At 41.3% G+C, this 24,984-nt stretch carries 15 protein-coding genes; 1 reads left to right on the top strand and 14 read right to left on the bottom strand.

Features of this window, described 5'->3' with window-relative positions; all coding sequences use genetic code 11:
• Positions 1–6: 6 nt before the first annotated feature.
• The 10 genes from M301_RS03855 to epsA all read right to left on the bottom strand — a co-directional run bounded on the left by M301_RS03855 (position 7) and on the right by epsA (position 20,632).
• Positions 7–1,647 (bottom strand): putative porin, encoded by a 1,641-nt coding sequence (locus tag M301_RS03855; protein ID WP_013147445.1) that lies wholly within the window; start codon positions 1,645–1,647, stop codon positions 7–9.
• 81 nt (positions 1,648–1,728) lie between these two features.
• A complete protein-coding gene (locus tag M301_RS03850) occupies positions 1,729–2,439 on the bottom strand; it encodes a TonB C-terminal domain-containing protein (protein ID WP_013147444.1) in 711 nt (236 codons plus the stop codon).
• Entirely contained in the window at positions 2,439–2,843 is a 405-nt protein-coding gene (locus tag M301_RS03845; RefSeq protein WP_013147443.1) for an ExbD/TolR family protein, read from the bottom strand. Before M301_RS03845 ends, M301_RS03850 begins: the two co-directional genes overlap by 1 nt.
• 16 nt (positions 2,844–2,859) lie before the next feature.
• A complete protein-coding gene (locus M301_RS03840) occupies positions 2,860–3,270 on the bottom strand; it encodes an ExbD/TolR family protein (RefSeq protein ID WP_013147442.1) in 411 nt (136 codons plus the stop codon).
• A 33-nt stretch (positions 3,271–3,303) separates the two neighbouring features.
• The gene (locus M301_RS03835; RefSeq protein WP_013147441.1) at positions 3,304–5,013 is read right to left on the bottom strand and encodes a DUF2341 domain-containing protein; all 1,710 of its coding nucleotides are present in this window, start codon (positions 5,011–5,013) and stop codon (positions 3,304–3,306) included.
• Between the two features lie 168 nt (positions 5,014–5,181).
• Positions 5,182–15,207, bottom strand: a complete 10,026-nt coding sequence (locus tag M301_RS03830) for a filamentous haemagglutinin family protein (protein WP_013147440.1) — start codon at positions 15,205–15,207, stop codon at positions 5,182–5,184.
• Positions 15,208–15,262: 55 nt separating this feature from the next.
• Positions 15,263–16,912 carry a ShlB/FhaC/HecB family hemolysin secretion/activation protein gene (locus M301_RS03825; protein WP_238524663.1) on the bottom strand — a complete coding sequence of 550 codons (1,650 nt, stop codon included), beginning with the start codon at positions 16,910–16,912 and terminating at the stop codon, positions 15,263–15,265.
• A gap of 185 nt (positions 16,913–17,097) precedes the next feature.
• Positions 17,098–18,600: a hypothetical protein gene (locus M301_RS03820; RefSeq protein ID WP_013147438.1), complete on the bottom strand. Its 1,503-nt coding sequence runs from the start codon at positions 18,598–18,600 to the stop codon at positions 17,098–17,100.
• Between the two features lie 82 nt (positions 18,601–18,682).
• Positions 18,683–19,501: a PEP-CTERM sorting domain-containing protein gene (locus tag M301_RS03815; protein WP_013147437.1), complete on the bottom strand. Its 819-nt coding sequence runs from the start codon at positions 19,499–19,501 to the stop codon at positions 18,683–18,685.
• Between the two features lie 387 nt (positions 19,502–19,888).
• Positions 19,889–20,632, bottom strand: coding sequence for an XrtB/PEP-CTERM-associated transcriptional regulator EpsA (gene epsA / locus M301_RS03810; RefSeq protein WP_013147436.1), 744 nt, complete (start codon positions 20,630–20,632; stop codon positions 19,889–19,891).
• Positions 20,633–20,910: 278 nt separating this feature from the next.
• Here epsA and M301_RS03805 point away from each other — a divergent pair, with 278 nt between their 5' ends.
• A complete protein-coding gene (locus M301_RS03805; protein WP_013147435.1) occupies positions 20,911–21,519 on the top strand; it encodes a transglycosylase SLT domain-containing protein in 609 nt (202 codons plus the stop codon).
• A 7-nt stretch (positions 21,520–21,526) separates the two neighbouring features.
• Here the strand turns inward: M301_RS03805 and M301_RS03800 are convergent, their stop codons facing one another.
• Genes M301_RS03800 through M301_RS03785 form a run of 4 tightly spaced genes read right to left on the bottom strand, consistent with a single transcriptional unit; the run spans position 21,527 to position 24,984 of the window.
• Entirely contained in the window at positions 21,527–22,060 is a 534-nt protein-coding gene (locus M301_RS03800) for a type II secretion system protein (RefSeq protein ID WP_013147434.1), read from the bottom strand.
• Positions 22,035–22,433 (bottom strand): type II secretion system protein, encoded by a 399-nt coding sequence (locus tag M301_RS03795; protein ID WP_013147433.1) that lies wholly within the window; start codon positions 22,431–22,433, stop codon positions 22,035–22,037. The genes M301_RS03800 and M301_RS03795 overlap by 26 nt, the downstream gene beginning before the upstream one ends.
• Before the next feature lie 6 nt (positions 22,434–22,439).
• Positions 22,440–22,955: a type II secretion system protein gene (locus M301_RS03790; RefSeq protein WP_013147432.1), complete on the bottom strand. Its 516-nt coding sequence runs from the start codon at positions 22,953–22,955 to the stop codon at positions 22,440–22,442.
• 1 nt (position 22,956) lies between these two features.
• Positions 22,957–24,984 carry a secretin N-terminal domain-containing protein gene (locus M301_RS03785; protein WP_013147431.1) on the bottom strand — a complete coding sequence of 676 codons (2,028 nt, stop codon included), beginning with the start codon at positions 24,982–24,984 and terminating at the stop codon, positions 22,957–22,959.

The raw sequence follows: 24,984 nt of genomic DNA, 5'->3' as shown, positions 1-24,984 counted from the left end.
TCTCAATTAGAATTTAGCGTTAAAATCTAGCAGAAGTACATCAATGGCTAATGGCAGGCCAGTGATTGAATCCGCGCTAAAATAACGCGCACTCAACCATGCATTTTTATCAATGCCATAATTAGCACCCAACAACCAGCCTTTAGTATCGGTGCCGCCTAAGTGGAAATCTGAGTCGTTAAAGCCATCTAATACCGCATCTGCCTCAACTCGCTTATAGCCTAACGACACTTGCCAATCATTTGGCTTTACTTCTGTTGATGAAGGGCCGTTAAAGCTATTACTGCCTACATCTAAACGTACTTGATAACCTTCGTTTTCTTTTTCATATCGAGTACCAGTCCTTTTGAAAATCTCATTCGCATCAAAGCCAATATTCTGAACATAGTCGCCTGTTACGGTGACGTGTACAGGATCAAATGTAAGCAAATCAACCTGACCAGTTAGGTTCACCAATTCAAACTTAGAGGCTAATGCATACTTCTCTTTACCTGCACCAAATACATCGTTAATATTGAAAGTGTTATTACCTTTCTGTCTAAATGCTGGCACAGTCCCATCGTAAGCCCCAGGCAGTGCTAACGAATTTGCATGTCCTTCAACATTACTAAAATCATGGTACGCAAGCGCTAATTTAACGGTAGACTTGTTCGCAGATTGCCATTTAATACCTGTTTGTAAGGAATAAAGCCATTTGCTCTTAGCTTTATTCGTATCTGAAGACTCAATATCTTCAATTGGAAAAGCGCCAACAGTGGTAAACGATGACCAACTGTCACTAATTGTTGGTGTAAATGTTGTAGCAACACCATCAAATGCTAAGTCTGGGTCAAACACCATATCGGTATAAAAGAATGGATTAGAAAACCTGCCTCCAGTAATACTTAACCAGTCTCTAGGCTGCGCCTTAAGATAAGCGCGATCTAATGCGAAGGAGTATTTGCCTTCAGAAACTTGTTCAGTTTGATTGGGGCTCACGGGACTAGTTAATTGACCAGTCGTCATTCTCAAGCCACCACTTAACCAATCATTTACTTTTAAATCTGCACCTAATCTGCCACGCACACGAAAGCGGTTACGATCTTCAGTCGTGTTTTTAATATCGGATTGACGGTTATTATGGATACCTCCATTCAGGAGGTCTTTAGGTGCGTTACTTTCCGAAAAAGCATTATTCTCAAAACGTAAACGCATATCACCGTAAAAACTAATTCTATCCAGCCAGCCAGGCATACCTAAGCGCTCACCAGCTTTATAATTAAGATTCGTCATGACTTCTTTTTCAATCTCTGCACGCATCTCTTTTTTGATGTGTTCTGGCACATATTGCACCCGGACAGACTTTTCATCTAAAGTTGAACTGCCATCTAATGTTTTATCCGCTTTGGCTTGTTGCACCTGTTTGGCAGCATCTTGATTAGCTTTTTTAACGATGGCTTCAGCTTTGTCTTTATTTAACACACCTTCTTGCACTAATAATTCAATCAAATTACTGGTCGTTGCCCTTAATTGCTCTAAAGACTCGCGCTCATCAGCATGAGCGAGATTGCCATTTGTACTCATACCGACTAGTAAGGACATAGCCAGCATGACTTTAGGATTTACGCTGGACTTAGTACCGCTTGTGAATGGTGTGTTCTTCAACATATTCAATCTCTCAAACTTCTAAATATAAAATTTAACAACATCAAAACAATTCTAAAAATTTACGAACTAAAAAATGTACGTCTAACCCATTTTTCTAGCAGTGATCCTCAGCTTAATAGGCTGTGGCATATCTTGCGGTGGAGTTTCCCGCATAGCTGGCATATTTTCTAAAGCAGATTTAATTGCACGTTGAATTTCTTCACTAGCATCAGCACCTGAAAGTTCCAACTTTTCTATTTCGCCAGATGGCTTTAACCAAACACTCACGACGACTTTATATTGAGCTGCGGTGAGTTGCTTATCTTTTTCCAATGCCGATTCAATTTGGCTTTTCACAACGCCTGCATACCAATTAAACTTAGCACCGCCATCAGAACCTATCGTTTTAATTTCCCCACCTTTATATTCATTACTCACCGCGCCAGCAGCAAATGGACTAGGTCCATTGCCTACCGCTCCCTCCATCTTTAACTGCTCAGCTGGCGGTGTTTCGGCAGGTTTAGGTTGTTCAGTTTTTATTTCTTTAGGTTGCTCTTTAACTTGCTCTTTCGGAGGTTCTTTTGGTGGCGGTGGCGGTGGAGGTGGCGGCGTATCAGGTAATAACTTAATCGTAGTGACTTGCTTTTTATGCACGGCACCACCTGACATGAGCTTTTTAACGCCATAGCCAATCGCAAATAAGGTAAGTAATACAATTAAAGCAATAGCCGTTCGCTTGAGCCATACATGGCTATTTGATGGCATTTCATCATCTAGCATCGCGTCATAAGTGGTTCGAATTGAATCGTTCATTAACTACCTATTCGGCCTGTAACCAGTCCCACATTTTCAATTTCTAACTTATTCACTAAGTCGATAACGCTTACCACGCCTGCATAAGGCGCTTTGGCATCACCTTTAATCATCACATTAAACTTAGGGTCGCTAGCTTTCGCCGCATTAAGTTGGCTTTCCAACTCTGCCATACTGACGCCTGCGCCATTAATTGTGACGCCACCACCTTGCTGTACTTGCACAACTTTCACATCATGTTTTTCAGTGCTTGGTTTGTTAGATGGCTTAGGTAAGTTCATCGTTAAACCTTGCACGCCAGCAGTCGTCATTAAAATAAATATCACGAGTAACACATACGCCAAATCCAGCATGGGCGTGATGTTAATGGTGTCATAAGGCTGGGCATCGTTTTGTACTTGCATGATTTATCTCATTTACTTATTGAGCTATCTTTTTAGTCACGAGACCAACTTCAGTAATATCGAGCTTTTTACAAATCTCAAGCACTTCTGAAACCTTTTCATAATGAGCCGCAGCATCACCTTTTAGCACAACAGGTAATTCAGGATTGCCATTTTTATATTCACTTAAGCGCTGCTCTAAACTTGCCATATCTACAGGGTAAGCATCTAGATAAACCGACCCATCACTGGTAATCGTAATTGCTCTTATTTGCGGTTTAGCCAAACTTGCTGAGTTAATTGTTTGCGGTGTATCTACCTTTACGCCTTGCACAGAAGCCGTCGTCATAATGATAAAAATCACTAATAACACATAGGCTAAATCTAGCATCGGCGTAATATTAATTTCGTCGTATAGCTGGTTCTCTTCCTTAACGCCTTCTGACATTGGACTGCCCTAAATAAGGTTTAAAGGAATGGCTTACTTACCGTATAGTTCGGCTGATCTTGTGACGAACTCATCTACAAATATCTGCATCGCAATGGTGATGTTTTTGACTCTGCTAGCAAGATAGTTGTAGCCAAACAAGGCGGGAATCGCCACGGCTAAACCAGCAACCGTCGCTAAGAGCGCGGCGGCAATACCTGGCGCAATCGCGTTAACGTTGACATCACCCGCTGCAGCAATGGCCGCGAAGGTAATCATTACGCCAACCACAGTGCCCAATAAACCCAAAAATGGACCGCCTGAAATCGCAATGGTAAGCAACACCATACCAGCATTTTGTCGCTGAGTTTCACGGACTAAGTCAGCATCAATTGCGGCTTTAATCGCATCCATAGAGGCGCCGCTTAGCGACAACTTCTCACCCTCATGCTGACGCTTCTTCATTTCGCGAACGCCCGCTTGATAGAGCTTGAACAAGCTAGAGTTAGGATAATTGGCACCTTTATCTAGGCTTAGTAAGTCATCACCACTAGTCTTTTGAAAGCGTGCGAGGAATTTTTTATTGTCTTTATCAGTACGTGACACCAGCATGGCTTTGCTCCACATCACCCACACGCTAATTGCGAACATGACGGCTAGAATGGCAATAACAACTTTTGCATCAATGGTTAAACTGTTAATCAATATCCCTATGTAATTAGGTTCACCCTCTTCCGCGCCCTCTTCGCCTTCAGCCTCGGCAATTTTTAGCAGTTGGCTATCAACACCTTGGCTACTTGCTACAAACTTCACCCAGCCTGCACTGCGTGCAACGTTAGCAATTTCTAGTGCATCCATTTCGCCTGTGTAACCTTCACCGATTTTTACATCCGACTCAACATCAACGCCTGGAGCCTCTCCAGTACCAACAGATACACCGTTAATATAGACAGAGGCTTTGCCTCCTTCTAAAACGAAAGCGACGTGCTGCCATGTAGCGGCCTTGACCTCACCGCCAGAAATATTATTGGCGCCAACATTTAAACTTAGCTTCTGGCCATCAAGCTTTAGATTTAAAGCATCGCCTTGAGTGTATAAAGTAGCTTGTTGGGGTAAGGCAGCGGGCTTAATCCAAGCTGACCAAGTGTAGCCAGCACCAGCTATAAATTTAACTGCTGGGTTTGCAGAAATAACAAAGGGCTTGCCAACAAAGGTTGCGGCTTCGCCTATTAAGCCTGCTTTTTGTAAGGTAATTTCACCACCAGCTACTAAAGCTGACCTTGAACTGTCCTGTAAAAACGTTTTTTCAGCGAACTGGAAGGAAGCTACTGTGTTGGCATCCCATGAAGTTTTTGTATCAGAGCTAGTAGCCTTTTCATTACCAGAATAAAGCCAAAAATGCGCATCTTTATCTGCCGCTGCTATCTTTGGTAGTTGCACCCAAATAACTGCCAACTCATTCACCGCATCAAACTTTTCAATGTGGTATTTGAGTTCGGTTTTATCATCACTGGCAATAAAACGAATGTCTGAACCATCAACATTAACACTAGTAAAATCAAAGTTTCCTGAATGCAAACGCACAACCGCTTCACCTTGAGAAGATGAGTCGGCAGCGATTTTAGCATCTATAGATATTTTCTTTTTTGAAGCCCAATCAGCACTCCATTGGGCACTGGCTAAGCTAGGTAATAACAGCATTGCCGTCATAACCCATATGAATAAGCTATTATTTTTGTTTGCCATAGTTTTTAAATTAAACATCTTGAACTTATTAAAATTAATCAACTTCGAAGTCTAATTAACAAATATTTCAAGCTGGTTAAAGCTATATGACAAACTGAATACATGGAACTAGTACCTTATATAAAGGCACATTCAAGCCATCCATTTGATGGCTTGAACTACAAAATCACTGGATATGCGAGAACGTTATTTACCAATACCTATGATGTCTACAGAAATAATAGAAGGCAAACTTGGTTTTACAAAAGTTTGATTAGCTGATTGTGCAACCGCTTGTGCAACTTGAGCAACAGCGGCGTTAACAGAATCAGAAGATAAGCCTGCTCCTACTGGTCCCACAGCGCCTGTTGCTGCTATTGGTACTCCTGATGAACTTCCAGACACTTGAATATTTGCAGCATTCAATACGAGTGGTGCAACTATCAATAAATCCCCAGCTTCAATACCCGCCTCCCCTGCATCAACAGTAGGTGCTGTTAAGTAAATGCTACCTTTTTTAGGGGCTTTCTTAGGACCATTCAAACCGTCAGGGTCATATGTTTGCGCACGAATACCACTACCCGCGGCAACCCCTTTCACTTCAATCGTCGTATTACCTGATGCATCAGTCAGTACGATACGCTCGGGCACAGAAGTTGCAGTTTTAGATCCACGACCAGCATCAATTGTGCCTTTTGTAGACCATATCGCAATATCACTACCATACTGAGTAATCAACTTAGATTGATTCACTTGAAAGTCGCCGTCTGCAATCGCGCGGATTTCACCACCTTTTTCGGTAATTACACCAATATCACCTATTTTTGTATCGTCGTCTTTAAACTGCTTGCCTGGCGCTCCAACATTAATGAGGCCGCCAGGGGCAATTAAATCAATACTGCCGCCATTACTGGTTGTTACTTTGCTGGCATACAGTAAAATATCCCCATGGTTAGCGTTCGGAAACAAAGTGGTTAATGCGGAGTTTCCACGATCGTGATTTCCTGCTTTAGCAAAACCTTTGGCAGAGGCAATTAGTTCTGAAGTTAAATGCCTGTTAACAAAAATTGTTTTAGCTTCTAAATTGAGTGCGCTAAATTGCGTTAAGGCATCAGCATCAGTTAATGTGGCATTCCCAGTTGTTTTTCGCATATAGCTAGTCAATGCTAAGGCTGTAGAAGCACGATAATCCGACAACTGAGCTGCATTAGCAGTCAAACTAGCTGGACCAACCCCGGTAGGTAGAATGTACCGATCAATGTAAGTCTGTACCGCCGCGCCATCACCCAACCCTGCCTGCAGAGTGATAGATGCACTTTCCGACGGCAGCGCCGCGTTGCTATTTTGCACAAGCAACTCACTTGGAGCTTCGCCTGCAGCGGCAATATTCCGCGTTAAGCCAGCATTGCCGGTAGTGGCAATATCAGCACGTGTAGCACTTAAATCAATATTACGTCCCGCTTGTACTAGCAATTCGCCAGGCCCGCTCACGGTTACATCACCTACCTTAATATCATTCCCAGCTTTTAATACAGTAATGTCGCTTGAACTATTATTCTGTGCAATCAGATTGATACCATCTATATCTTTACCTGCATAGAGCTTTGCAGCTTTAGGCACGTTAATTGTTACGTTATCCATTGGAGAAATACTGCCATTTTGAGCCACGATGATGACTGGCTCAGAATCGTTTCTATGTAGCAACTGTAAAGCATGACCTTCAAGCGGTTTAGGCGAGTTCTCCGTAAATTTTTTAAAATCTACTGCCGAAATAGGTGCAGCAATGCTGGGCAATACTGCTGGGTCGGCATCCGACATTAATACATTACCCAAGTTAACATTCTTTGCGGCAAGCACCTTGAAATCGCCAGTTTCAGAAGGCAGTAGTGTGATTCCAGAGGAACCTCCAATAGTCACGTCACCGTTATACGACAGTACATTTAAACTACCTGGATTATATTTAAAACTTTTAGTTGCAGCGGTAGTGTCCAAGCCTGCAATCTTTGAAGTGATATCTGCAGTATTACCAGTACCAAACTCAGCATTACCTATCAAACTAGAAACATTCACTTTGGATTTTGTCGAGTATGAATCAAAGTAAGCTTTTTTCCCTTCAGTATCATCTTTCGATGATGCAATTAATGTTGGGTTAATCACTGTTTCAATATAGGCATTTTTACCCGCAGTCACATTTAAACTGCCATCTTGCAATGCTAATAATGTACCAAAAGTACTACCTTGCTTTTGAATCGATCCAGCCGCATTAATATCACCATCACCATTCGCAACAAAATAAACACCATTAGCGATATCACCACCAGCCTTCACTTTAAGGTCACCACCGCCATCTATAGATTGATTACCGTTATTTCCATTGGTATGGAATCGCGCTGTGGTTGCAGCTGAGGCAGAAAAATTACTGATATTTCCACCTGCATTAATGACCACATCACCACCACCTAAGGTAGCGGTGCTTTGCTGGAATAAATCTGGCCTTACCCACCAGCTAGTATCTTTACCGCTACCGCCTTGCCTAAATAACCATTGATTAATTAGCTGACGACCACCAGATGAGGACTCTGCGCCAATTACATTACCCTGAACTGTAATATTAATATCGCCGCCATCGGTTAGGTATAGGGGTGCTAAATTGCTACCTGGCAAATCAAAACCAGCCAATGTGACAGCATTTCTGCCTACGGTATAAATGACAGAGCTTGCATTGCCCATTTTCAAATCGCCACCAGCAGCAACATTGATACTACCAGCACCTGTTCGAATCCCTTTATTAGCGGCAACATTAATATTCCCTGGACTTGAAGTCGCTAAGACATTCGCCGCAGAAAAATCAGCGCCCGCCACAATATGATACGACCAAGATTCTCTTCCCTGAACGCCAGTAGGCTGAACTGCTGGCACTTCGGCAGTAATTTCATTACCGTCTACATCGAGCACAGCTGGGATTGCTGCTGCGCCAGCTTGACTCACTAGTTTTAAATCAGCATTACTAAATCCATCACTTAAAGTGGCATTAATTAACACATCGCCTTTTGCGCGCAAGTTTAGTACGCCAGCCAGCAAGGTTTTACCATCCGCATTAACACCACTTACCAGCTGCGACTGATCTACAACGCGCTCGCCAGTGACTGGGTCAAACCGCCAAGTATGCAGGTCAAAAGTATCTGCAAGTGTTAGCTTGCCATTTGATATATTTTCGTTAGTATTTTTAAACTCGACAACTGGCACAATAGCAAAGCGCTCATCGCTTGCAAGACCTAAGCGTTGTAAACCCTTAGTGCTATCTGCGACAACACTTTTCATAAAAGCTTCGGCTTTATCAAAAGCAGTAGTTTGATTGGTTGTATTTACCTTGTCGGTTTCAATACTATCTAAGCCGCCAATATCTATTTTTCTAGCACCAATAAATGTGGTATCCATATTGGCGACATTAATATCTAAATTGTCTGCTGTACGGGCTGCACCTAAATAAACTTGACCATCTTTTCCACCAGCAGCCCCAGCAGTATTCACTTTAGAACCAACTTTAAAATCTAATGGTCCTGTTTTAGTTTCAATATCTACCTTACCGCCCTCTTCACCTGCTTTTGTACTGTTTGCTTTTAAATTAGCAGTACTGTTAAGCGTCACCCCATTTCCTGCAAAAAGACCAATACGACTATTTTTAGGCGCAGTGGCAATAATGTCGCCAGAAACAGCAATGCTGCCGGCATCCGCACTCACGATAACTTCACGTGCAGCAAGTTCATTGCTATTAGCAGTCGAACCAGTAATATTCACATCACCAGTACGCACGCGATATTGTCGCCCTTCGCTAAACCCACTTGCTTGTTTATTGGTCGCAGTTAAATCTGCCAATGTGCTTACATCTACAGCCAAAACACCGCCGTTACCAGTACCTGCTGCTGCACCGTTTAACTGACCAGCAATGTTAGCCGTACCTGATGTGGCAACGACTTTAACCAAGCCTGCATTTGCTTCACCCTGACTAGTCACATCCACTAAGGCGCCTGCGTTCACATTCACGTTTGCAGTAGCAGAGGTTAATGTCACGCTACCAGCGGAAGCATGCACAGTTTTGTCGTAAAAAGTGTTTGCCGTTGACGCTGCGCGTATCACTGCGCCACTTTCAATATTAAGGTCATGAGTTGAGGTGAGCGCTAACACGCCTGATGACAAATCAATATTGCCTGAAACTTTAAGGTCATTCGCACTCACTGCTAGTTGAGCGCCAAAGCCACTGGGCGTCTTATTAGTAGCGCCTGTTGTAGGCTGAGCAATTTCCAACTTGCCTATACTCGTTACTTTGTAGTTTGCAGCTGTGTCTGCAGTCAATTTGGTGGTTGTGAGTTTGGTTTCAGCGACATTAAAATTAATTTCACCTAGGTTAGATACGCGAATCTCATCGGACTTAATCTCTAAATTACTGAAACCATCAATGTTTGTTTTACCGCTGACTGCTAAGCCGCCATCAAATTTAACGTTTTTGGCATTAATCTCTAAGCCTCGTCCCGAAGGGTCATCAGATGCTGTAAATGCTGCATCTTGTGTATTCTTAATAGTAAAGTTACGTGCAGTGATGACACTTGCAGCGGCATTAGTCGGCACTGTCACTTCACCTTGCGCTAAATGACCAACAATTCCTGCAGCATTCATTGTTAAATCTAAATTTGCATTACCAATATTAACCGCACCGTAAGTATCAATATTGTTGTAACTGTTGAGTGTTAAAGCTTTAAGTTGACCTAGTGCGGATAAAGCTGCGGCATTGACATTTAAACCTAAGATATCGATAGGCGCATTACCAATCAAAATACGGTTAGCTCCCAGTGTTGCGCTACCTCCGTCTTGTAAGGCTACATTGCCTTTTAGGTTTGCAGACTTTGTGGCGTCTAACACTACTGAATTGCCCGCTTTTAGAATGCTACCATCCTCAACACTCAACTCGCCTTGAGTAGAAGTTGGTGACCCGCCAGTGCGGCTATACGTGATGTCGCTTGAAGATGAAAGTGCAAGCAATGCACCATCGCCGTTGGCGTTGATGACTTTTTTAGCTGGAGACTTTGCTGCAGCCCCTGTATTGACTGCCGCGCCAGTTTTAACCGTTACGCTATTTAATGCAGTAGCGATAAATTCTGGCACTTTAATTACGTGGTGACTGTCATTTTCTATACTTACAGTCTCTGCAGAAGTTGTCACGTCCACAACACCGTTCTGTAATGTGCGACTACCACCAAGTAGCAAGCTTTCTGCGTTCAGTGCATTAATGCTGTCTGCAGTTAATTGTAAACTGCCATCATCCGCACCTGTGCTTGAAACTACGTGAATATTACTTGAACTAATATCAACCTGTAGACCACTGCCGCCGGCCTTTTTATTGGCCACAACAGTGGAGTCTAAAGTAAGCTTTGTTGAATCTAACCCTAATTTACCAACATCTAAAGGCAAACTTACATCTTGGCCATTGGTTTTAAGTGGGTTAGAGAAAAAAGTCGTTGCACTGGTTAAAAGGTATTGCGAAGGCGCTTTAGAAACCGTGCCTGTCGCTGGGCGGAATATCGCACCATCAGTCACTTTAAAGGTAGACCAAGTTGCATCACGCGCACCAGTAGCCAACTCACTCATATAGCCAGTTGTTAACGCGCCACCATCAAGCTGAGTGACTGATTGACCAGGAAGTAAATTACTGCCTGTGACTTTTGCTTCTACTAAAAATGCGCCTGGCACTAAGGCATAATGTGCAGGTAATAAGGTATAGTTACCCGCTGCCAATCCTGGCACACCAGATAAGTAGACTGATTGACCAACGCCAACTTGTGCAGAACTATCAGAATATACTTGGTCAAACGCTGCATAATCTTGACCTAAACTTGGCATCACAGCATAAGTGTTAGCTTGAGCCAGTGTATCTTTACTACCACCGATACCAGGAACCCACTCATAAGCAAACAAATCTCCGCCAGCAGATAAATCTACAATGGAATCTTTCTGCAAATCTACCTTGCTAGATTTAATCGTAATATTTTTATCAAGTAAAAGCGTAGAAGAGCCGCTTTTAGTATTAAAAATCTCGCCACCTGTTGTCGTTACGCCGTAAGGGATGATTTGGTTATTTGCAGAGACTGATGTCACGCTACCTTTAGTAAAAGTAGCTGAATTAGTCGTTTCAATATCAATCTGACCAAATGGTGCGGTAATCACGCCATTTTGCACCACATCAGTTCCTTTTAAACTTAATATCCCACCCGCAGAAAGTACAGGCTTAGCTACAGCACCACTGGAGTTAATGGTGATTTTTCCTGAAACGGCCTCAATTCCAAACTTAGCATTAGTACTAGGGTAGATTTGTCGCGCCGTTACGGTAATATCGCCATTGGCAATAATGCCGCCTTGGGTTGCCGCCACATCACCATTAGTGACATCAGTGCCTTTGCCACTTACATCTAAACTGGTATTAATTTGAGTTTCTTTCACTCCAGAAATGGCAACCAAACCATCGACGAAAAGCTGCTTAGATTGCGTAGTCAACTTGCCATTTCCTAAAGCCACGCTTGCTGGATCAACTGCGATATTTGCGCTTTTTAGTGTGATATGACTAGCCGTTAATTTAGAGGCACCATCATCATTAATATGAAGACTGCTTGTATCTAACTTTAAATTCCCAGCTAGATTTAAGTCTAACCCGCTAGCTAACGCTATTGAATCACCTAAACCAGCTGCCACATAGGATTTAACATTTAAATTTGCAAAGCCTGCTTTTTTAATTTGTTCTGCTGATATTTGTGCTTTAGCACCATCAGTTGTTAATGAATCGCCGGCGGAAAAATTATCGGCCACCAATTGTTTTTCTTGTGAGATGGTAAAGGTTGGCGCTGTAGAAACTAAATCCAATGTACCGTTTCGTCCGGTGCCTGTCGCCGCAGCTTTAAAATCACCATCCAGCAATAAACTACCAACCGCTTTTATTGAGATAGTACCGGCATCTCCGTGTAGTGTTTCACGCACATAGCCTGTTGCTGTTTTTGTATCATTTTCAATTGAAGCGCCAGACACATCTAACACAGCGCCATTTTTTATAACCACAGCACCATTTTGTATTGATGACGGCTGATTAATATTAATGCTACCAGCATTAAACACCTGAGTTTTAAGTAAGTTAGATTGTGAATCTGGCAGAGTAACGCTGCTACCGGCCGCGCTTAGTATCGCATTTTCACCAATAAAAATTGTTTGTGGTAAATTTTCGGACTGTTGAGCATCTTCGGTAATTTTCAGGTTAATCGTCCCGCTAGGCGTAGTGATGTCGCCCAACACATTCACTTGCTTACCTGCGTCTAGGCTCACGCTACCACCTCTGCCAGTGCGTAAAGTCGTATTTTCAGCCAAGGTAAGAACTCCACCTAACTTACCCGCGCTAAAGCTGAGCGAGACTGGCTTACGGCTTGCATCTGGCTCCTCTATCAATGAGCTAACGGCTGAAATCGGTTGCCCGCTTGCTTGGTTGGCGAAACCAGTATTCATACGTAAAGTTTGAGCTGATGTATAGATTTCTTGTTGTGCCGCTGAGTTGTCACCAATGTTTACATTAAAGGCGGATAAGTCGTATTTAGAAAATCCACCTTTTGTAAAAAAGCTAGATGCAACATCAATATCGCTATCGCTTGCGTTAGGATTTCCTGCGACATTTAATGTTTGAGTACCAGTACCAAATGTAACCGCTAACGTGCCCCCTTGCTTAAAGCCATATGATTGTAAAGTGACGCTGTCATCTATACTCGCAGCAGTTCCAAATTTAATATTGCCCGCATCCCCTTCTTTTAGCACGCCGCTACTATTCACCCATGCGCCAGCAGAGGCATCTAAAGTCACATTGTTGCCAAGGTTTAATAGGTTACCCGTGATGCTGCCACCATTTACAGCGGCAATTTGTGACGTGCTACCTCCCGCATTAGGTTGGTCGTTGGTAAACTTTCCAGCTGTGCTAATGGTTACGCCATCTGCTACGGTAGTAATCCCTTTTAGATTTATATTGCCACTGGGGGCAATAATATTGGCGTTGATTTCTGCACTATCTGTAGCAAGATGTCCGTTTAATGTGAACGAGCCATTTGGCTGAAACTTCATTTCATCATTAACGACCACATGATTTGTTTTAGTTAAATCCAGACGGTTAATACCATTTGCCAATAAATCTGGACTAAACCATGACTTAAAGTTTGTTGAATCAGGCAATTGCTGCTCAAACACTATATCCGACACTACTGATGTTGCAACTTTAGAGATTACCAAATCATTAGCACTTGCTATTACCTTGCCACCTAGCGGAGCTTTCTGAGTAGCCAATTGCTCGGCACCAATTTTGGTGTTTGAGATAACGTTGCCGGCTAACACTAAGTTTTGTGTAATGACTTTATCATCATGCACGGTTAAGTCTAAAATACCGGCATCATCACCCTCTAAGTAATCATTGATGAAGGTACCTACTATACTGGTCTTTAGCTGGCTTGGCGTAATGCCTGTGGTCGCCTTACCCCACCCAGCCGTGCCGCCACCGCTTAAATCCCAGCTGCGCGTAACACCCCATCTACTATCTTTGGCAATATAAACATCGGCTGTCTTTTCATACCTCACCCCAGTTTTTGCCTCAGAAATTGGCACCAATTTACCGTTATAAACTAAGTTGGTTTCTTTAATTGTGCCAGCTTCATAAGTTGTGGAGCCGCCCGAAATATTCAAAGTAGCATTCTTACTGACAATTAAATCGTCAGGTGTTGATAGCGTAATATTGCCTGCCTTGGTCATTTTCTCAGCGACAGTTGCACCTTTTAAAGCCAAATAAGGCGCAATATCAAATAACGACGTACCTTTACGTGCATCGACAAAAACAGTTTCTTTATATAGACCACTGTCTCTTAATATGGGGTCATCTTTAAATGCATCAGAAAACAATTGAATTTCAAGCTGATTACGTGACATAGGCGCTACAGCATCTACACCTGAAACATCAATCGAAGCGTTGTCTCCAAGAAAAATTCGAGTTGAATTCTGACTGTTTAATTCTGCCGATGCTGGGTTGATAGCACTCACCGTAACATTGCCACCTTTGGCACTAATCTTGCCATCAATATTGACTAAACTTGCCTCTATTTTTACTTGAGATGTATTGAAAGCTTGCGAGGCAATGGTTTCTTCTTTATTCGCATACTCTGGATTAACTTCAGTAATACTATCCTTATCTAAGGTCACAAGCCCATTACGCTTGCCAACAACACTAACACCAGATATATCAACATGATCTTGAGCCAACAAATGAATTGAGCCATTTGCTCTTACTGACGTAGTTGCTGTTAGCGTACCCTTTTGATTAACAGCTAAGCCCATCATGGTGATGTTGCCGCGTTCTGCGACTATTTTTCCTAAGTTGGTCACAGTACCACCACCATCCACCTCAACCATAAACCCTGCAGGATCTTTGCTAGAAGCCAAGTATATTTTCTTACCTGCGGCTAAAATGGTTTGTCCATCTGGGGTATTAATTACACCGCTATTTTCTATATTTTCTGAGAACAACACTACTTTACCGTTGGTTGCAGTAGTGATGTTTGCACCCTTTTCAACAACTAGACTTCCTGTTGAAATTGCGCCAACCGCTTCAAATACTGACTTAAAAGTTGCATCCGAATTAATAAATCCGTCATTGAATAATCTATCAGTAATGTCCAACGTGCCCGCATACAAAGAGCCAACATTAAATTGAGAATCCGCACCAAATATAATGCCGTTAGTATTAATAAAGTAAACATTACCATCAGCCTGTACATTGCCGTTTAAGATGGTTGGTGATAAATCATGAATACGGTTAAGTGCAGACCAGGTACGGTTACCCTGCTGGTCAAACTTAAGGGTATAACCTTTAGCAATATTTAGCCTATTCCAATCTAAAACCGCTTTAGATGCGGTCTGTGTAATGATGGTGCTGTTCACAGCCGATTGCACTGTGGCGTTCACAGCTTTTTGAAGGTCAACCGTAGTCACGGTATCTGCAAAACTGTTAGCCGTATGAAAGTAAATCACAACCAACACAAAACCAAATGAATTTTTAGCATGTTTGCGCACACGGCTGCTTTTGCCTGTATGGCTACGAACCGCTTCAGAAGCTGGTACATACATATTCAGAACTTTGCTGTATACCAATTTAAACATGCCTTGATTCATTTCATTTCCTTTTGATTTCAGTCTATTTCTAAGCTACTAAAAAACGTTTTAGAAATTACCACTCGTAGCCGACCTTAAAATGCAGCCTATCGTCGCCATTTTTCACATCGCCAGCATCACGGAGTGTGTGGGCGTAATCTAAGTTTGTAAAAATGCCACTATTGGTTTTTAATTTCACGCCCAAGCCAACTGACAACAAATCGCTTGTCTTAGTCTGGCCAGGTAATGGGTCGTAAATGCTCACTCTAGCTGCATCTACAAAGCTAAAAGCGTATAACTCTTTAAAGTCCACAAAGTCACTTTTAATGAATTTCTTCAATGGTGGTGTATGCAGCTCAAATGAAGTCATGATGCCGTTATCGCCCAGTGCACTAGACTCTACATATCCTCGAACAGAATCAACGCCGCCCATGGCAAACTGCTCGGCTGAAATTAATGGCCCATTAGCAACTTGGCCACCTAATTTGGCTAGTATTGACCAGTCGTATGAGAGTTTTTGTGTATGCTTCAACTCACTACGAAGATACACATAGTTAGGCTGAGCCAAATACCGTTTATAGGCAAACTGCTCCTCCTTATTTCCAAGGCCGCGTACTGAAAAATTAAGGCCTAAGTTAAATTGTGTCTGCGAGTCTTGGTTTTGAAGTGTGCCATCGTAACCCAGCATAAATGCGGTATAAGAAATGGGCAACTCAGATGCGCTATCGTTAGAATCCTTGTAATCAGCGCCTACCGTGGCACTGTGGTAATAGTTTTCAAGCATTGGTAATGGGTGTATATATCGCGCACCTAAGATATTGTTATTACCCACGACACTTAAATCACCAACTGAGCTAGCCTTAGCACTACTTTCTGAAAGCACACCATATGCCGCAAAATAGTCACCGTTCATTCTTGGAATTAAGTAAGTCGCAGAAACCACCTGCACTTCATCTGTATTTTCTGGTGATAACTGAAAGCTAATTCCAATGCTGTGATCTTTTTGCCATAAGTTCTCATAGCGAACAGAACCATTGATACGTGTTTTGGTAGTATTTTGTGAGTATTTATCATTCACCTCTAAACTACCGTGCACTGGCAATTGATCCTGCACCTTCAGATCCACTTCAACTTTACCTGGTGATTTACCTGGCCTTAATACTGGCGTGACCTGTCTATTTTGACCACGATTAACTGTGCCTAGCTGTTGTTGAGCAACAGGGAAATTTGGCACTTTACCTTCCTCAAACTCTGGCACTCTAGATTTAATTTCAGCTAAGGATGTGTACTTTGAATCTTTAACACGTAACTTTTCTATACTGCCTTCAGTGACTTTTAAAATCACTAAACCTTGATTCACCTCTTGCTGAGGAATGCTGACTGAAACTGTTAAGTAACCAGCATCTTGATAAGTTTTTTCTAGTGCGCTACGCGCTTTTTCTACATCATCAATGGTTTTTGCTTCACCTAAAAAAGGGTAAACAGCCTCTTCAAGCTTACCTTTTGGCAAAACTGTATTACCGTCAATTTGAAACTCAAATACATTAAAACTCGGATTCTTCTCTACTGGTTTTTGTTCGTCATTTGCTGAAGATTCAACTATCGCTGGCTTAGCTTGAGTCTTTGCATCGGTAAGTAGCGCATCATCCGCTAATGCACTCATTGGCATGGCTATTAGAAACATCAATAGCAAACCCTTAATATTGGCCGAATTGTTTAACACCATAAGATTATTCTTATTCATCATTGACTAAAAAACCAAAAAGTTAACGCTATTGATTATGAAAAACGAATGTTGCAGGTTGATGAATATTAAAAATCCCATCACGCTACCTGTACAAAAAAGCACACTCCCTTTTGAGGAGTGTGCTTAACTGCATTTTTAAATGTTTGTTACACTTAAACTGACCATTACTCAGTTAACAATGTTGGTGCACAATTGTTACCTTGGTTAGTCATTTTTGCTACTTGTGCGCCAACAGTGCAGCTAGAACCAGCTAATGGGCTGATTGTTAAACCGCGTGGTAATACTGCACATGAAGTTGATGGTGGGTTAACCAATGCCGCAGTGATTTGACCAACAACAGCTGCACCAAAACCAGTAGCAGAGTTAGCTACAAAGTTATGCATTTCCATATGGAAAGGATAAGCGCCGTTAGTTGCTGTTACGCGTGCATTTGCTGTATCACCAGCTTCTGGATGCACACCTTCAACTTTAACGAAACGATAGCCATTTTGACCACCAGTAGCTGACTCAATACGCCAGTCATTTTCAGCAGAAATTACACCGATAGCAAAGTTATCAGCACCAGCTGAGTTAGAAGCTGTAGTGATACGTGTTTTAACGTTACCTGTACCTGAACCTTCAAACACTTCGATAGATGAGTTTGAATCAGCTGCAGTTAATGGGTTTAAGTTAGCTGAAACACCAGTAGCACAAGGATTATTCAAAAAGAATGCATTTGAACTAGCTTGTGAACCTGAAGTTTGCACACGGCGAGCTACAACGATTTTCTTACCTGCGCCAGCAGCACCAACGATTGGTGACCAATCAGTTTGATATGTACCACCTGAAGCGACGATAGATGTGTATTGTGCTTTACTGATAGTCGGTGCATTAGCTGGATCAAAATTTGGATCTAAAGCATCTGTATTAGCTGAAATGCCTTGTTTTACTTGCATAGCGCGATATAAAGGTTTACTTACTACCACACCAAATACTTGGCCCATGCCAGCTGCAGAGTCTGTACCAACAGCTGAAACATCACCACCGCCAATTTGAACCGGGAATAATGAAGCCTCAACATCAGAGAAACCACCTACTGGTAATTGTGGAGCTAGAGAATCAGCTGCAACTGCGGCAGCATTTGTAGCATTAGTGGCTGGAGTAGCAATAGCATTAGCTGGCAATGCAACACCGACTAAAGAGCAACCTTTCCATACAGTTGCATTATTGTCAGAGTTAGACGCATCCGTGTAAGTTGTACTAGTTGCATTACAGCCATTACCTGTACCAACAAATTTAACACGCGCAAGTTTTGTACCAACTGTGTGTGGTGTGTAAGCATTTAATGAACCACCATCCACTGTATGGTATAGCACAGAAACTACACCGCCACGCGTACAAGCGTAAGCGTTAAAATTACCAATTGAACCTGGAGTTACGTTTGAGCTAGTTGCAGCCTGATTTGAAAAAATTGTGTTAGTACCAGCATCACAGCCAACACCAGCACCAGCACCAACCCAACCCTCATAGATAGAACGTGTAGGTGCTGAGTTACCTGAAATCCAAGCTTGTTGTAAAGTACCAGCTGTTTTTGCAGCTGAGATTTGTGCAGCGGTAACAGGCGCTGCGAAAGCTTGAGCAGAACCTACTAAACAAGCAACGGCTAAAGCGATTTTAGTCAATTTCATACTATTTTCTCCGAAAAAAGTTCTCAATTGGCAGAGGTTTTTTAACCTCTGCCATTATGATTTACTGCAATTTAAATTAGAATTAAGCTTGGTTACGATTGCGACGGCGTGCCATAAAACCCATCAAACCTAGACCAACCATCATCATTGCCCATGTGTCAGCTTCTGGCACTGGAGCAGTTACAATAGGGTTAGTTGTGTATGAAAGCGCACCAGCAGTAGTTAAAGTAAATTTAGCGCCATTGCCAAACATTGTATTTGTCACTGGTGATAAGTTCGCTGCAGCTGAAACAGATTGAATAACACCTAAACTCGTACCAATAGCACCTACTGTAACAACACCAGTATTATTGTTCTTGTTGCCATTGTAATAAGTTGTAGCTGGGGCTTGAAACGCAGCACCATTATCTGCTGTTAACAAAGTACTTCCAGCGCCAACCGACGTATTACCTACATAAGTATCCATATTGCCTAATGCAGTAAGCAAAGAAGTTGTAGTAGTGCTAGCACCTGCACTAACATAAGTAGTAATGTAACCACGTGAACCAGCACCGTTACCTAAGTTATCACCCGCAGTAACTGCATATGTTACGTTTGCTAAATTTGCAGAATTTAAGAATGAAGTCCAAGCTGCAGAGTAATCAGAGTTACCAGCTAAATCCCAAGAGAAAGAAACACCTTGTGCATCAGCACCACTGTTTGCAAATGAAGTACCAGCAATACTGAAATCGCTGTAATTTTTACCTAAGTCAAAAGCTGCAGAAACGTTTGCAACTTTGTCTAACACTGTCAAAATGAATGAACCGTTACCACTCGCATTTGCATCAATGCTAGCTTGTGCTGGAACTGCAACTGCTGCTAATGCTAAAGCTGCTGCTAAAGCTTTTAATTGAAATTTCATTGTAAGTCTCCCTAAAAAATAAACACTAAATAAACTACTAAAAAGAGGTACTGCTTAACGCCTAATCAAATAATCTTTAAGCGATGTGAGCAATTTACACAGTGCTTGTGACATCGCTTCAATTTTTAATAGTCTGTATGGACTAGAGAAAAAATAGTGATGCTCACGAATAAACTGCCACCAGAACTAGCCAACAATTTTGCATTGGGAGTGTAAAAAGTGAGATTTATGAGCTAGTCCGTTCGGACTATTTTTGTAGTGTAGAGTCAGTCTTTTGGAAGTACTTTTGTGTTGTAACTAAATATAGAGAAGATTGTGAGGTGTTATTGCAAGATGAGTTGGTTAAGATTAGTTCGTTAGAACTGCTAAATAGTAATGCAACTCAAATTACTTGAGCATTTTTATCAAACCAAGTTTTGCGGCTTTCACTGCGGCCTGACTTCTATTTTGTACATCAAGTTTACGCAAGATATTTTGCACATGGTTTTTGACTGTCAGTTGGCTAATATCAAGAATTGAAGATATTTCCCAATTAGTTTTACCCATGTGTAGCCACTGCAGAATCTCTGACTCTCTTTTAGTCATGATATTTGCAATTGCCGCCGTATTAATCACCACATTACTCCTGCTACTTGTAATTCTTACCAAGGCGCAATGCAGATGCGGCATAATTAGTTCAAGGATATTTCCTAGATTAATACTAGGAAATTTATGCAGACGTCCGAAAATAACAATACTTGAAATTTTGCTATGATTATCACCAAAGCCATGCATCACAAAATTTTTAAGTTCAGATTTTTTTACGATATCTTCATTAAAGTTAATCACTGAAAAATGACTGAAGTCTTCAATATTTTCCTGATTTGTAACAAATAGCGGCAAAGTAGTTTCTCGCCATATTTTTATTATTTGGCTAATCAGGCCAGTCTCTTGCTCTATCACACTGGACAACTGCTCATCATTAAAATACCGAGTACTTGTAAAGTATTCAAAATGATAAGTATCATTTTCTGATGATTTAATCCCAAAAATCATGACTTCATGACCAAGAAGATATTGCAGCTCACCTTGTAGCCAGTTAAATAGATGCGTACGCTGCGAAATACGCAACGACTCCGTAATCACATCCATAAAAACAAGGCGTTGCTCAGTGCTTAAGCAATCATTGTTATTAATGATGATTTCTGTATTTAATTGGGAGTTAATGATTTTTCTTCTAGTTTTAAACTTTTAGCAGTTTTAACTAGTAAGGTGACAATAAGATTAACGATAGATGTTAGTTTTCTTACAGTTTTATAACAGCCTCTCATAGTTCTTTTTTAGTGCTCTAAAATCCTTTTTTATAAAATATATACATCAAATTCATGTGCCTATTTAATTTGTAACATTGACCATGCACACTGTGTGTGATGAAAAAATCGCTCATATTAATTTTGTTAAAAGCCATTGTAGCTTTATCTTTTTGCGAACTAAATATCGCTAAGGCTGATGTGTATATAGACTTATCTCAGACTGCTGAAATTAGCATTACGCAAGATAGTGAGCATTACACTTTGAAAATTGAAGAGCCTTACTCTGCGCCTTCACCTAAGAGAGTGGCACTTAGTTCTCACAGTGCAGAACATATCAATGCCCTGCCATTTAATGCTGAAGTAATCATTGCTTCGAATGAATCTGCTATCGAGCCAGCGCTTATTCATGCTGTTATATCGGCAGAGTCTAATCACAACCCATATGCGCAATCTAAAAAAGGTGCTTATGGTTTAATGCAATTAATGCCAGAAACATCACGACGTTTTAACGTGAAAAATAAAAACGATCCAAAACAAAATGTGGTGGCAGGCGCAAAATATTTGCGTGAGTTACTTAATATATTTAATGGGGATTTAAACCTCACTTTAGCGGCTTACAACGCTGGCCCTGCTGCAGTAAAGAAATATGGCGGAAAGATTCCGCCATATAAAGAAACTTTAGACTACGTGCCTAAAGTCTTAAAATACTATCATCAATACTATTAAATAATCGTTATGAAGCGTCGTTTTGACTGACCACATTGGCAGGGTTTGATCCGGGCAGATATACAAACTTCCACTGCGTATACTTATCTGCCTGACCAAAACCATCATATTGCGTAGGAAAACCATATTTCTTAATCGGCTTCTGCGCAGACAAACTATAAAGACCTATGATATGACCTTGTTCAATCTCAAGCCCCCATGTTTTACTCTGAGTGATAGGATCTTTGTAGAGCTTACGTAGATGCCGTTTAGTTGTTGGGAAACGGTCATCTAAAAGTAACTGTTCAATATTCTGTGGAAACTGCTTAGTGGCAGTTGGGCTATTTTCATAATAGCTTCCTATGGCATTGCGAAATTCTTCCCCGATAAAAAGCAGTTCTTTTTCACGTTCTCGCTGCGCATCTTGATGCCACACAATACCAACCCCAGCTAAAGCAATGCCTGAAATTGCGATGAATATCAACAAGCCGATATAGGTAAAGCCTAAACTGCCACTTGGGTAGCTAGTAGATTTATTACCAATCGGCATAGCGAGTGCCATCTTTTGCAGTGCCTTCTGAGCCACTATGAATATCATAAATATCACCGACCAAGGGTTGTTCAGGCGGAGTAAATATCCAAGTTGTAGACTTTCCTGTAATGGGGTCTACTGGTATTTTTCGTATATATTTCCGTTCAACTAAGTCTTCTAAAGATTTTGGATATTCGCCATGATCAGCATAAAACTTATCAATACTTTCCCTTAATGTATTTAAGTCTTGCATGAGTGTGGCATCTTTTGCCCGATCTATACTGTTGAAGTATCTAGGCGTAGCTAGGGTTAACAATAATGCCAAAATTGATAGCACCACTAGCAACTCAACTAAAGTGAAACCTAAAATTGTAGCCCTATAATTTTGATGACAATATTTCATGCTGTTTTACCACTGCGCATAGGGTACGCCATTGATTCCAACTTGTTGACTGTGCGAGTAAACATCGTACACGTCATCACCTTCAGAGGGATGATTTGCCTCACTGGCATAACTACGTAATCCCCAATTGTTCATTAATCCACTATTAGACTTATTATTTTCTTGGCTTGCAGGCTGCATAGGATCAAGTGGGATTCTGCGTAGAAATTTTATTTTGTGCTTATTAGGGTCGCGTTCATCCACAACGCCATCAACTAACACCTCTAAATTGGGTGGGTAGCCTGTCTTGCCTATCACCTTTTTGATTGGACCATTTTCCATATCTGCCAACTTTTTGTAGGCATCTATCGCTTCTCGTATCTCTCTTAAATTGGCTCGCAACTCATTCTCTTTTACCCGCTGAACGCTAAGTTGTAACATTGGCATTGCAACGGTAGCCAAAATAGCAACTATCGTAACGGTTACCACGAGCTCTATTAATGTAAAGCCCTTAACTTTCATTAAATGTGAGTTAATCATCATTTCAATGCGAGCTTAAGGCATTTTCAGGAGTTGGCTCCGCCACTGCAGAACCATCAGGATTGATACCAGGAGCACTATTGTTTTGAGGTAATACCTCTGTTGGTTCGGCAGTTGCAGTAGCTTCTGGTGCTGCAGCATTACCACTTTGTTGCAAGCGCATTCTCTCTTTAACTTGATCTTGCAGACTCAAGATAGCAGGCGTGACAGGTAAAGTAGTTTGTAACTTATCATTGATGACAGCATCTGTACCCGACCAATACTCAGACACCTCGGCGCTTGGTCGTGCAATGTTAGAAATAATTCTTGGCGTAATTGCCAGTACAATTTCCGTCTTATTTTTTTGATCTTGCTGATTCGAGAATAACCGACCGATTAAAGGTATGTCGCCTAGACCTGGTAACTTACTTGCATTTTTACGTTCGTCATCAGATATCAAGCCAGCTAGAACCTGTGTTTCACCATCTTTTAAACGCAATATGGTATTTGCATCGCGGGTACCAATGGTATAAACCGTTGCGCCATTTCTTGTAATCGTTCTTTCTCCTAGCGAACTTACTTCAAGTGCGATTTTAATATTCACGTAGTTATCTGCAGTGATTCTAGGCTCAACATCCAACTTCAAACCAACATCTACATACTGCACACTTTCAGAAATACCTACGTTAGCAGTAGATGTTGTTGTAATTACAGGCACTTTATCACCCACTAAAATTTTAGCTTTTTCATTATTACGTACTCTAATCCGCGGATTAGAAAGCAAATTGACATCACCCGTTGTTTTTCTAAAATTAACAGCGGGATTTGGTGAAACATCGAATCTACCTTTGCTGAGGTTGAGCAAACCTTCTAAAGTTAATTGCGTTGGAGTATTTACTGTAGAACTTGCAACAACACCAGTTGCCGATGTGACTGTAGTGATAGGAATTAAGCTATTCACGCCTATTCTATTTGGGTATTCAACACCTAGCTCTTGTAAACGGCTTCGGCTAACTTCAAGCACTTCAATCTCCAACATGACTTCCGGATCAGCCATATCATTCGCTGCAACTAACTTTTCTGCGATACGAATCACTTCTGGCGTATCGCGCATCACCATCATATTCAAGCGATCATCAACAAAGATGTCTTTAGTTTTAAGCATGGATTTAATTAAGGCGGCGACTTGTTTAGCAGTAGTATTGCTAAGATAAAAACTACGAATCATCAAATCTTGATAGTCTTTAAGTTTTTGTTGGGTGCTTGGAAATACTAAAACCGTATTTTCTGACAATATTTTTTTCTGTAATGCATTACTGGAAAGCACCATTTCTATTGCATCTTCAATACGCGCTTTTTTCACAAAAATATTGGCTTTGGTATCAGGTTTAATGTCTTTATCTAAAATAAAATTGATACCAGTAGCCCTTGATAACGCTTCAAACACCACTTTAATATTGACATCACGTAGCTCTAAGGACACCGGCTTATCAAACTGTGGTTTAAGTTGTGGCTGCTTTAAATTAGCAGGTGCTTGTTTATCTTTAATCTGCTGCTGTAGCGCAATGGCTTGAGCCTGTTGAGGATTCTCTATAAGAATTTCATGTAGTGTATCTTTTGCCTCTTCAAACTTATTATTTGCAAATAAATCATTGGCTTTTAACATTTTTTTAGATTGCGCTAATTCACGCTCAACTTTAATTTTGCCACTAATTGCGCTCGAATCCTCTGGCAAAATATTTAATACGCGATCATAAATACTATTAGCTTCCTCATACAGCCCACTGATACGCGCCTTTTCAGCTTCAGCCAGTAACTTAGTCACAGCCAACTCATTAGTCACTAAAAGGTTTTTACGTGGAACTGTCGCTTCTGGATTTTTTGCTACACTCTTTTTAGCCTCAGCCACTTGCAACTCTGGCGCGTCACCTTTACCGCTAAGCTTCTCCCACGGTGCAAAAGCACAGCCTGAAACCTGTGCTACAAGCAATATGACGATGACCACACTTTTATAAGAATGCGTAATGTGATTATTTTTATTAATAGATAACAT

The sequence above is a fragment of the Methylotenera versatilis 301 genome (assembly GCF_000093025.1).
Taxonomy (GTDB): domain Bacteria; phylum Pseudomonadota; class Gammaproteobacteria; order Burkholderiales; family Methylophilaceae; genus Methylotenera; species Methylotenera versatilis.
The sequence above is the reverse complement of the archived record's forward strand: the minus strand, read 5'-3'. Positions and strand labels throughout refer to the sequence as shown.